Raw genomic sequence first — 11,659 nt, forward strand, 5'->3', positions numbered from 1 at the left:
CGACGGTATCCGCTACTGCGGGTGCTGCTATCCGGCCATCGCGTGGGCGCCGCCGTCGACGTAGATGATCGACGCGGTGGTGCCGGGCAGCCAGTCGGACAGAACGGTGCACACGGTCTTCGCGACCGGCTCCGGATCGTCGACGTTCCAGCCGATCGGCGCCCGCTCGGACCACGCGGTGTTGAGCTTGTTCATCTCTTCGGCCGGGCCTGTGGCGGTGCCGGCGATCGCCTTGGCGGCGAGCGTCTTGATGGGGCCTGCCGCGACCAGGTTGGAGCGAATTCCGCGCTCGCCCACTTCCTTGGCCACGTAGCGGTTGACCGACTCGAGCGTCGCCTTCGCCACACCCATCCAGTTGTAGAACGGCACGGCGCGCGCCGGGTCGAAGTCCATGCCGACGATCGACGCGCCGTCGTTCAACACCGGAAGCAGCGCCTTGGCCACGGACGCATACGAGTAGGCGGATACCTCGAAGGCCACCCCGACGTCCGACCACGGCGCGTCGAAGAACGGGCTGCCCAGGCAAGACCGCGGCGCGAAGGCGATGGAGTGCACCACGCCGTCGATGCCCTCCGGGGCGAGCTCGCGAACCCGGTCGGCGAGCGACTCGAGGTGCGCGGGGTCCTGCACGTTCAGCTCGACTGCCGGCGGCACCGGCTGCGGCAGCCGCTGTGCGATTCGGTCGATCAACCGGAGACGGTCAAACCCGGTGATGATCACCTTCGCGCCCTGCTCCTGCGCCACCTTGGCGACGTGAAAGGCAATGGACGCATCCGTGATGATGCCGGTGACGAGAATGGTCTTACCTTCGAGCAATCCGCCCATGAGGTGTCCTCCTGTAGGAATAGTCCGGGAACTGAAGTGAGGTGGGTCAGTGACCCATGCCGAGGCCGCCGTCGACCGGGATGACCGCGCCCGAGACGTAGGCGGAATCGTCGGACGCCAGGAAGCTGACCACCGCGGCCACGTCCTCCGGCTGGCCGACGCGCTGCAGCGGGATGGCCTGCACGGCCATGTCCCGGTACTTGTCCTCCATCGCCGCCGTCATGTCGGTGTCGATAAATCCCGGGGCGACCACGTTCGCAGTAATCGATCGGGAACCCAGCTCGCGGGTGAGCGAGCGCGCGATGCCGACCACACCGGCCTTGGACGCCGCATAGTTCACCTGGCCGGGGCCGCCCGCGAGCCCGACGACAGAACCCAGGAACACGAAACGGCCGAAACGCGCCCGCAGCATCGACCGGGTAGCGCGCTTCGCGACCCGGAAGGCACCGGTGAGGTTGGCGTCCACGACGCTCGTGAACTGCTCTTCCGACATGCGCATGATCAGGGTGTCGTCGGTAATACCCGCGTTCGCGACCAGTACCTCGACCGGACCCTGGTGCTGTTCCACTTCCTTGAAGGCGCGGTCGATCGACTCCGAGTCGGTGACGTCGCACTGGACGGCGAAAAGCCCGTCGGGCGCACCCGAACCACGGTGGGTCACGGCGACCTTGTGGCCGTCCGCCGCGAGTCGTTGCGCAACGGCGAGCCCGATTCCGCGGTTACCGCCGGTGACGAGCACCGAGCGAGGAGTGGACACCGTCCTTACCGACGAGTCAGTAGATTCTGGGTTAGACATGGGGAACAACCTATCTGTTCGAAATCAGTGGAAGAAAACGCCGGTGTCCTGCGGACCGGGCGTCAGGGCAGCCGTTGACGCAGAACAAGTGCGAGGATCAGCCCGGCGGTCGCCGAGAGGACCCCGAGCACCAACCACGGACGACTGGCATCGCCACGGGTGGTCTCGAATCCGATCTGCTCCTCGAGCGTGTCGTAGACGTCACGCAGCTCCTCGAGACTGGACGCGGTAAAGAAACTCCCCCCCGACAGGGAAGCGATCTCCCGCAGGGACGGATCGTCGACCGGCACCGGGATCCGTTCGTCCTCGATCTCGACCTTGCCGTAGCTCGTGCCGAAGGAAATGGTCGAGATCGGCACATCCTTCTCCTTGGCCTGACGTGCCGCGGTGAAACCGCCGCGAGGGTCGTCCGGATTCTCGGGCACCGTCTGCTTACCGTCCGAGAGCAGTACGATCCGCGCAGGCGGGGCCTGATCGCTGCCGCCCAGCACCGCCGCCAGCGTGTCGATCGACTGCAACGACGTGAAAATCGCCTCGCCTGTGGCCGTGCGCTCACTCAACTGAAGATTGTCGATAGCGACCTTGCTCGCTTCCCGATTGGTCGTCGGCGAGACGAGTACCGACGCCGTACCCGCGAAGGCGACGAGACCCAGGTTGATACCCGGTGTCAGGCCGTCGGCGAACGACTTCGCCGCATCCTGGGCGGCGGCCAACCGGGTCGGCTCCACATCGGTCGCCTTCATCGAGAGCGAGACGTCGATGACGAGGATGACGGTGGCCCGGTTACGCGGAACCCGCTTGTCCTCGGTGGGTCCTGCGAGCGCGACGCTGAAGAACACCAGCGCCAGCACCATCAGCAAGGCCGGGATGTGGCGCGCGCGACCGGGTCTGGACGGCGCCACCTTCTCGAGCAGGGCGAAGTTGGTGAACCGCAGGGTGTGCTTCTGCCGTTGGCGCTGCACCCACACGTACCCGGCCACCAAACCAGCCACGACGAGGAGAAAGAGCAACCACCAGGGCGAGTTGAACTGAGAAAGGCTCACCGGCGCACCCTCTGCGTCGCCGCGGTTCCGTAACTGTGCTTACGAGCCGAGACGAACCGGACGACGTCCGCAATCCAGTCCCGATCCGTCCGCAGACTGAGCAACGGTGCGCCACAACGCCGCAACGACTGCTCCACCTGCAGGCGATGCTCTTCCGCGGCCCACGCGAAATCGGCGCGAAGCTGCGGTGTGATCGAGAATTCTCGGGTCCGTCCGGACTCCGGATCGTGCAGCACTACATCCCCTATGTCGGGTAGTTCCAAATCTCGCGGATCGAGCACCTCCACGCCGAGGACGTCGTGGCGACCCGAAATTGCCCGCAGCGACCGTTCCCAGTCGATGGGGCCCAGGAAGTCGCTGATGACAACCGCAAGACCGCGGCGCCGCTGGGGCCGGCGCAGCGACTCCACCGCGCTCTGCAAGTCACCGCGGACACCGTCCGGGGCGTGCGGGGTGGTCGCGATCTGGCGCAGCATGGCCTGCGCGTGGATGCGGCCACCGCGGGCGGGGATGCGGGTGGTTTGCGCGCCGGTGGCCACGATGGCACCGATCCGATTACCGCCACCGCTGGTCAAGTGGGTGACAGCCGCTGCAGCCGCCACGACGAGGTCTCGTTTCTCGCAACCGGCCGTGCCGAAGTCGAGGCTCGAGGACAGATCGATCACCATCCACGTCTCGAGTTCGCGGTCGGCCACCGACTGGCGAACATGCGGATGTGTGGTCCGCGCGGTCACCGACCAGTCCATCTGACGGACATCGTCACCGGGCTGATATTCGCGTGCGTCACCCGGTTCGGAGCCCGGCCCGGGGATCAGACCGAGATGATCCCCGTGCAGGACCCCGTCGAGGCGACGACGAACGGTCAGCTCCAGTGTTCGCAACGCGGCGGACAGCTTCGGGTCGCGCAACTCGCCGGAACGAAAGGACGGCGGTGGGCCGGAGCTCTGTGCGCTGGCGGTACGCGCACTCACCGTGGCTGGCTCATCGCCGTCGGTCCGGGCACCGACGCTGCCGGGACGGGTCCGGGGTGCCCGGCGGGAGCGACCTGCGGTGTGGGCTGAGCGGCGATCTGCGGGAGGCCCACCGTGTGCAGGACCCGCGAGATGACGTCGTCCGGAGACACCTCGTCCGCCAGCGCGTCGTAGGACAGTACGAGGCGGTGACGGAGCACGTCCGGAATGACCTCGAGGACGTCCTGCGGCACGACATAGTCACGCCCGCGTAGAAGCGCCAGTGCGCGTGCCGACGCGATGATGCCGAGAGTGGCACGCGGCGACGCTCCGTACGCGACCCACCCCTCCACATCGGCGAGGCCGAACTGCGCCGGAGTGCGGGTTGCCGCGATCACCCGGACGACGTAGTCGACGAGTGCGTGATGCACGAAGACACCACTGGCCACCTTCTGTAGACGGACGAGTTCCTCAGGGTCGAGGACCTGCTGCGGCTCCGGCGCCGCGACACCCATGCGGTAGACGATCTCGCGCTCTTCCTCCACCGAGGGGTAGTCGACGAGAATCTTGAACAGGAACCGGTCGCGCTGCGCTTCCGGCAGCGGATAGACACCCTCGTTCTCGATCGGGTTCTGCGTCGCCATCACCAGGAACGGGTCCGGCATGTGGTACCGCTTGCCACCGATCGAGACATGCCGCTCCGCCATGACCTCGAGGAGGGCCGACTGCACCTTCGCGGGCGCCCGGTTGATCTCGTCGGCGAGCACGAAGTTGGCGACGACCGGACCGAGCTCGGTGTCGAATTCCTCCCGGCCCTGCCGGTAGATACGTGTACCGATGAGGTCGGTGGGCACGAGGTCGGGCGTGAACTGGACGCGCGAGAAGGAGCCGCCGACCACCTTCGCGAAGGTCTCGACGGCGAGGGTCTTCGCGACCCCCGGCACACCTTCGAGGAGCACATGCCCCTTGGCGAGCAGGCCGACCAGGATCCGTTCCACCAACCGGTCCTGACCCACGATTACCCGCTTGACCTCGTAGATCGCGCGTTCCAACGTTTGAACGTCCGCGGCGAGGCTGGGCGCGACGGCATTCGCCGCAGTCTTCGGGGCGGCTTTCTGCGAGGGTGCACCCGCCGCGCTGGAAGCGGTCTGGGGGCCCGATCCGTTGGCCGCACCACCGTTCTTCACACCGTCCGGTGACGCCTTGACGGGCGTCTCCTTCCGGGCCGCGCCCTCCGATACCGCATCATCACGTGAGGTCACCAAGAATCCACCGCTTTCACCTAGATCGTTCCGCCCGTTCACGTACTTGCTCAACTATTCCAGGTGCAAGCAACCCCCGCCGCAACCAAGCACGATCCGCACTGCGAACTACTTCATCGACATCGTGGCCTACGAGACCATACGCACAGCGTAGGGGGTCATGCCATCCCACCGCACGGGCGAGATACGGACGGTGGATCCGGACTGCGGAGCTTCGAGCATTTCGTTGTCCCCGAGGTACAGGGCGACGTGCTGACTGGCGTTGGGTCCGTAGAAGATCATGTCGCCGCGCTGCATCTCCTCGGAGGGCACCTGTTCACCGGCCGTGTATTGGTACCCGGTGTAGTGCGGCAGTGAGATCCCGATGCCGGCGAAGGCGTAGATCATCAGACCCGAGCAATCGAAACCGACCTTGTTGAAGTCGCCGTAACTGTCGGCGACTCCGCCGTCGCGGATGCCCTTGGTGGGCCCGTTCTCGTCGCCGCCGCCCCACGCGTACTCGACACCGATCTGGGAGAGTCCGCGGTCGATCACCGTTTCGATTGCGGCGCTGCCGGTGAGCCCGGAGCCACTGTTCGACGACTCGCTGTCGGACTCGTGCGTCGAGGTCCCGTCCTCGGATTCACCGGCCGACGTGTCCTCGTCGGTGGAGTAGTCCTCGTCATCCTCGGTCGCGTCCTCTTCGATGGCTGTGTGCGCGCGTTGGCCCGCGGCAAGAGCGGCAGCGCGTTCGCGCGCCGCCTCGTTGGCTGCCACCCGAGCGGCGGCCTGCGCGGCCGCCTCACGGGCCGCCGCGGCGACGGCCGCCTTCTGCGCTTCCTCGGCACGCCGCTGCTCGTCCCACGCCGCGTAGGCCTCACGCTGCCCTTGCAGTCCTGCAACGTTTCCGCGCGCCGACTCCAGTTGGGCTTGTGCGGATGCGCGTTCGCTCTCGATCTGCGCCTTCTTGGCTGCCTGGTCCTGCAGCGCCGCCCGGGCGATGGCGATGGCCTGCTCGGCGAGCGCTTTCTTCGTCTCGGCCTGCTCGGCAGCGACATCCGCCTGCTGCTTCGCTTCGCGTGCCGAGGAGTCCTTGTTGGCCTGCTCCGTCCGCGCCCGCTGCAATCCCTCGAGCACGGCGTTCTGGCTCGCGGCCAGAAGCTTCAACACCTGTGCGCGGTCCAGGACGTCACCGGGACCCTTCGCCCCGAGATAGGTCGAGATCGACGAGACGTTGGTGCCCTGGGTGTAGCTCGACCGAGCGTATTTGTCGAAGTCCTTCTGGGCGAGCTCGATCTGCGCACCCGCGTCGCGCAACGCCTGCTGTGAAGCCCCGACGACCCTCGCCGCCAGGTCGGCAGCCCCGCGCGCATTCTGCAAGTCCACCAGAGCGCGGTTGACGCCCTCCCGTTTGATGGCGACCTCGTTGTCGAGCTGGGCGAGTTGCTGGTCGGCGGATGCGACCCGATTGATCAGGTCGCTCACCTGCCCGACGCCTGCTGCCACTTGCGCGCCCGCTTGGGCGAGGTCGGAATCGGACGGATTGGGCGGCGGAGGAGGCACCGCGGCTGCCAATCCCGGAGTGCTCCCCACCAACGCACCGACGATGCCCAGCCCGATGAGGAGGCGTACCGCTCGATGGCGCCTGCGGGAGAAGCCACGGTGTCCCAGTCCACCTCGTGCTAGTCGCTTCACAACTCTCTCCCTCGGTTCTGCACCGACCAATCGCGCTCCACGCGATGTGGCGCACTGCACCGTGCTCGTTTTCGGGGAGAGAAATCCGGCAAGCCACATCGTTCCGTGCGCGTACGACACCGATCGGCACGAGAATCGCCGTCACCGATGACGTCAATGGACCGCCTGCGACACTTCTTCCCCAAGAGCGCCAAATGCACCGTACGACACTTGCGGACTCTATGGAAACTTTAGTCACAAATAACACATGGGTAATTTGACCAGCGGAAATGTCGAGCACTCGCGGTCAGCGGCCGCTCTGTCGGGCATCGGCGCAGGCAGAGGCGACCGAAGGCGAACCCGATCAATTCGCCGCGGTGAAAGAGTGGAGTTTGCTTATGCGCCCGTCACGGTTCCGGGCGTTCGAGAGGTGCGGACGCCGACGCTGCGCCACTGCCCTCCCCCGGGGTCGGGGCGTCCGGGGAGGCGCGCCGGCGCGACCTCGCGTAGAAAGTCGCTGCCGCGGCGATGGCGACCACGGCCACGATCAGGGCGGTCATCAACGCCCACGGCGGTCCGGACGCCACGATCTCGTCCACGAAGTGGTCGGCCGCCACGACTGGGTCGGCGGTATAGGTGCGGTCCTGGCCCGATTCGAGCAGTACCCGACTGATCGAATCGCTGTAGGTCCCGACCCAACTGGGACTCAGGACCAGAACGGTGCCGCCTTCTTCCTGACCGACCTCGGTGGCAAGGTCACGTAGCTGCGAGACGCGCCCCGGATCCTCGTCCAGAACCACGATGCTCAACTCGATGCCGTGCTCGGCAGCACGATCGACCACGGCGACCAGATCGCTCACCTCGTCGGCCGGCGCCGAGACACCGTCGTCGGATACATCGGTGACCACGTCCGCCACATCGAGACCTTCCGGGAGATCCGCCGACAACGGCAGTGCCGTCGGGGCGGGAAGTGTGGCGTTGAAGGGAAGCACGGTGGCGACTGGGGCAGACATCTCTCATCCGGGTTTGCTGTAGGAACGTTGAGCCTCGCGTGAACACTACGTGAGGAGTGGCGGATGTTTCGTTCCATCCGGCTGCACGGCCCGGCGGTCTCTGCTGAGATCGGGGAGGTGACGGGAGGAGATCCCGCCCCGAATTCTCACAGGACAAGCGTACTGTTAGACTATCGGAGGTACCGCGGTATCAGCCGAGTCCGTTCATCGCTAGCACCACAGCGCGCCCGGATCAGCCTGCCCGCAGTGCCTCCAGCCGTCGACACAGCCCCGTCGGCGGCGACCCTCATAGACGAGTGGAGCTGACGTGAGCACGAGTATTGATTCGTTCGGCGCCAAAGGCACCCTCGAGGTCGGTGAGAACTCCTACGAGATCTTCCGCCTCTCGGCCGTGCCCGGTACCGAAAAACTTCCCTATGCACTGAAGGTTCTCGCCGAGAACCTGCTTCGCACCGAGGACGGCGCGAACATCACCGCCGACCACATTCGCGCGATCGCGAGCTGGGATCCGTCGGCTGAGCCGAACGTCGAAATCCAGTTCACGCCTGCCCGCGTGATCATGCAGGACTTCACCGGCGTGCCCTGCATCGTCGACCTCGCCACCATGCGAGAAGCAGTCACCGCCCTCGGTGGCGACCCCGACAAGGTGAACCCCCTCGCCCCCGCCGAGATGGTCATCGACCACTCGGTCATCATCGATGTCGCCGGCCGCGCCGACGCGTTCGAGCGCAACGTCGACATCGAATACCAGCGCAATGGTGAGCGTTACCAGTTCCTGCGTTGGGGCCAGGGAGCATTCGACGACTTCAAGGTCGTCCCCCCGGGAACCGGCATCGTCCACCAGGTCAACATCGAGCACCTGGCACGCACCATCATGGTCCGAAACGGCCAGGCGTACCCCGACACCTGTGTCGGTACCGACTCGCACACCACCATGGTCAACGGCTTGGGCGTGCTGGGCTGGGGCGTCGGAGGCATCGAGGCCGAGGCGGCCATGCTGGGTCAGCCCGTGTCCATGCTGATCCCGCGCGTCGTCGGCTTCAAGCTGACCGGCGAGATCAAGCCGGGCGTCACCGCCACCGACGTGGTCCTCACTGTCACCGACATGCTGCGCAAGCACGGCGTCGTCGGCAAGTTCGTCGAGTTCTACGGCAAGGGTGTGGCCGAGGTTCCCCTCGCCAACCGCGCAACTCTGGGCAACATGAGCCCCGAGTTCGGTTCGACCGCTGCGATCTTCCCGATCGACGCCGAGACCGTCAGCTACCTCCGGCTCACCGGCCGCACCGACGAGCAGCTCGCGCTCGTCGAGGCCTACGCCAAGGAACAGGGGCTGTGGCACGACGCCGACCGCGAGCCCGAGTACTCCGAGTACCTCGAACTCGACCTCGGTGACGTGGTTCCATCCATCGCCGGCCCGAAGCGCCCGCAGGACCGGATCCTGCTCTCGGAGTCGAAGACCGCGTTCCGCAAGGACATCCACAACTACGTGGAGGAGAACTACCCGACGGGTCACTCGCAGCTCGACGAGGCCGTCGAGGAGTCGTTCCCCGCGAGCGATCCCGCCGCTCTCTCGTTTGCCGACGACGGTGCCGTCGACGTGCAGTCCGCAGCCAACGGGGCCGAGGGACGCCCGAGCAAGCCGGTCAATGTCGTCTCCGAGGAGAAGGGCGAGTTCGTCCTCGACCACGGTGCCGTCGTGATCGCCTCGATCACCTCGTGCACCAACACCTCCAACCCTTCGGTCATGCTCGGTGCGGCACTGCTCGCCCGTAACGCCGTCGAGAAGGGGCTGTCCGCCAAGCCCTGGGTCAAGACGTCCATGGCCCCCGGTTCGCAGGTCGTCACCGACTACTACAACAAGTCGGGCCTGTGGCCGTACCTCGAGAAGCTCGGCTTCTTCCTCGTCGGCTACGGCTGCGCCACCTGCATCGGCAACTCCGGCCCGCTCGACGAGCAGATCTCGCAGGCCATCCAGGACAACGACCTGACGGCGACCGCAGTGCTGTCCGGTAACCGCAACTTCGAGGGACGCATCTCCCCCGACGTGAAGATGAACTACCTTGCGTCTCCCCCGCTTGTCATCGCATACGCGTTGGCAGGCACGATGGACTTCGACTTCGAGCACGACGCCCTCGGCCAGGACACCGACGGCAACGACGTGTTCCTGAAGGACATCTGGCCCTCCCCGCAGGAGATCCAGGAGACCATCAACTCCTCGATCAGCCAGGAAATGTACGTCAAGGGTTACGCCGACGTCTTCAAGGGCGACGAGCGCTGGCGCGGCCTGCCCACCCCCGAGGGCAAGACCTTCGAGTGGGCCGAGGACTCCACCTACGTGCGGAAGCCACCGTACTTCGAGGGGATGCCGAAGGAGCCGACCCCGGTCAGCGACATCAAGGGCGCCCGCGTCCTCGCGCTGCTCGGCGACTCGGTCACCACGGACCACATCTCCCCCGCCGGCAACATCAAGGCGGGAACGCCCGCGTCGCAGTACCTCGACGCCAACGGCATCGACCGTAAGGACTACAACTCCTACGGCTCACGTCGCGGCAACCACGAGGTCATGATCCGCGGAACGTTCGCGAACATTCGTCTGCGCAACCAGCTCCTCGATGACGTCTCCGGTGGCTACACCCGCGACTTCACGCAGGACGGTGGACCGCAGGCGTTCATCTACGACGCGTCGCAGAACTACCAGGCCGCGGGAATCCCGCTCGTCGTCCTGGGCGGCAAGGAGTACGGTTCCGGATCGTCGCGTGACTGGGCGGCCAAGGGCACCAGCCTCCTCGGCGTCAAGGCCGTGATCACCGAGTCGTTCGAGCGCATCCACCGCTCCAACCTCATCGGCATGGGCGTCGTTCCGCTGCAGTTCCCGGCCGGCGAGTCCGCCGCGTCGCTGAAACTGAACGGTACCGAGGTCTTCGACATCGAAGGCGTCGAGAAGCTCAACGAGGGTGTCACGCCGAAGACCGTCAAGGTCACGGCAACCCGCGAGAACGGCGAGAAGGTCGTCTTCGACGCCGTCGTCCGAATCGACACCCCCGGTGAGGCCGATTACTACCGCAACGGTGGCATCCTGCAGTACGTGCTCCGCAACATGATCAAGAGCTGAGGCGCACGAGGCGCTCCGCGCCTGTGAGCACTTTCGGCCCCTGACAGGCACGCGCGCTCACGACCACTCCGCCGACAAGACGGTCGATCATTGGTGGTCGTGAGCGCGTTGTGCACGACGCGAGTTACCTCGTCCAAGGCCCAAAGTGCTCACAGGCACCCAAACGAAGGAGGGTGCCTGTGCCCAAGGTCAGTGAAGACCATCTCGCGGCACGACGCAGTCAGATTCTGGACGGCGCCCGCCGATGCTTTGCAGAATACGGCTACGACGGCGCCACTGTCCGCCGGCTCGAAGAAGTGACCGGCCTCTCACGCGGAGCGATCTTCCACCACTTCAAGGACAAGGACGGGTTGTTCCTCGCGCTCGCCCACGAGGACGCGACGAGGATGGCCGACGTCGTCGCGCAGGAAGGCCTCGTCCAGGTCATGCGCGACATGCTGGCTCGACCCGACCAGTTCGATTGGCTCGGTACCCGGCTCGAGATCGCCCGCCGCCTGCGAAACGACGCAGACTTCCGCCGAAGCTGGTCGCAGCGCTCAGCCGAACTGACCGAGGCCACCATTGCGCGTCTCGCCCGGCAGAAGTCGGCCGGACGTCTACGTGACGACGTACCCACCGACGTCCTGATCGGCTATCTGGATCTCGTGCTCGACGGGCTGGTCGCACGAATCGCGTCGGGACACGCAGGCGACAATCTTTCTGCCGTACTCGACCTTGTCGAGGAATCGGTCCGGCGCCGCGACTGAACCCGATGACGGCGCGTTCAGGTGGGGCGCCGATGGGCGCCGCCGCGCCCCCGGAGTTCTACCTGCGACTCGGCGAGCATGTTCCGCACAAATCCGTACGAACGTCCCATTTCCCGGGCCAGGGAGCGAATACTCGCACCGGCCTGGTACCGATCCTTCAACTCCGCCTGCAGATCGGCACGGGGCGAGCCCGTGATGCGAGCACTCTTGGCGAAGACACCGATGTCAGCCATGAACTCCTCCAGTCGGCGAGCGACGG

The 11,659-nt window shown here is 66.1% G+C and carries 10 protein-coding genes; 2 read left to right on the top strand and 8 right to left on the bottom strand.

What is annotated here, in order from left to right; all coding sequences use genetic code 11:
- Positions 1 to 27: 27 nt before the first annotated feature.
- The 7 genes from inhA to NOF53_RS04900 all read right to left on the bottom strand — a co-directional run bounded on the left by inhA (position 28) and on the right by NOF53_RS04900 (position 7,542).
- Positions 28 to 825, bottom strand: coding sequence for an NADH-dependent enoyl-ACP reductase InhA (gene inhA, locus NOF53_RS04870; RefSeq protein WP_109330181.1), 798 nt, complete (start codon positions 823 to 825; stop codon positions 28 to 30).
- A 46-nt stretch (positions 826 to 871) separates the two neighbouring features.
- Positions 872 to 1,621 carry a 3-oxoacyl-ACP reductase FabG1 gene (fabG1, locus tag NOF53_RS04875; protein ID WP_255966021.1) on the bottom strand — a complete coding sequence of 250 codons (750 nt, stop codon included), beginning with the start codon at positions 1,619 to 1,621 and terminating at the stop codon, positions 872 to 874.
- 62 nt (positions 1,622 to 1,683) lie between these two features.
- Positions 1,684 to 2,664, bottom strand: a complete 981-nt coding sequence (locus tag NOF53_RS04880; protein ID WP_255966023.1) for a VWA domain-containing protein — start codon at positions 2,662 to 2,664, stop codon at positions 1,684 to 1,686.
- The gene (locus NOF53_RS04885) at positions 2,661 to 3,635 is read right to left on the bottom strand and encodes a DUF58 domain-containing protein (protein WP_255966024.1); all 975 of its coding nucleotides are present in this window, start codon (positions 3,633 to 3,635) and stop codon (positions 2,661 to 2,663) included. The genes NOF53_RS04880 and NOF53_RS04885 overlap by 4 nt, the downstream gene beginning before the upstream one ends.
- Positions 3,632 to 4,801, bottom strand: a complete 1,170-nt coding sequence (locus NOF53_RS04890) for an AAA family ATPase (protein WP_255966258.1) — start codon at positions 4,799 to 4,801, stop codon at positions 3,632 to 3,634. Before NOF53_RS04890 ends, NOF53_RS04885 begins: the two co-directional genes overlap by 4 nt.
- A 204-nt stretch (positions 4,802 to 5,005) precedes the next feature.
- The gene (locus NOF53_RS04895; RefSeq protein ID WP_374212565.1) at positions 5,006 to 6,550 is read right to left on the bottom strand and encodes an NlpC/P60 family protein; all 1,545 of its coding nucleotides are present in this window, start codon (positions 6,548 to 6,550) and stop codon (positions 5,006 to 5,008) included.
- A 386-nt stretch (positions 6,551 to 6,936) separates the two neighbouring features.
- Positions 6,937 to 7,542 (bottom strand): Rv1476 family membrane protein, encoded by a 606-nt coding sequence (locus NOF53_RS04900; RefSeq protein WP_255966026.1) that lies wholly within the window; start codon positions 7,540 to 7,542, stop codon positions 6,937 to 6,939.
- Between the two features lie 307 nt (positions 7,543 to 7,849).
- On the opposite strand from NOF53_RS04900, the gene NOF53_RS04905 reads away from it, so the two are divergent.
- A complete protein-coding gene (locus NOF53_RS04905) occupies positions 7,850 to 10,654 on the top strand; it encodes an aconitate hydratase (RefSeq protein WP_255966028.1) in 2,805 nt (934 codons plus the stop codon).
- Positions 10,655 to 10,833: 179 nt separating this feature from the next.
- Complete coding sequence (locus NOF53_RS04910; protein WP_255966030.1) at positions 10,834 to 11,400, top strand: TetR/AcrR family transcriptional regulator; 567 nt, start codon at positions 10,834 to 10,836, stop codon at positions 11,398 to 11,400.
- Positions 11,401 to 11,417: 17 nt separating this feature from the next.
- On the opposite strand, the gene NOF53_RS04915 is transcribed toward NOF53_RS04910, so the two are convergent.
- The gene (locus NOF53_RS04915) at positions 11,418 to 11,633 is read right to left on the bottom strand and encodes a helix-turn-helix domain-containing protein (protein ID WP_255966032.1); all 216 of its coding nucleotides are present in this window, start codon (positions 11,631 to 11,633) and stop codon (positions 11,418 to 11,420) included.
- Positions 11,634 to 11,659 lie beyond the last annotated feature (26 nt).

The organism is Rhodococcus tibetensis, assembly GCF_024438035.1.
Classification (GTDB): domain Bacteria; phylum Actinomycetota; class Actinomycetes; order Mycobacteriales; family Mycobacteriaceae; genus Rhodococcus_F; species Rhodococcus_F tibetensis.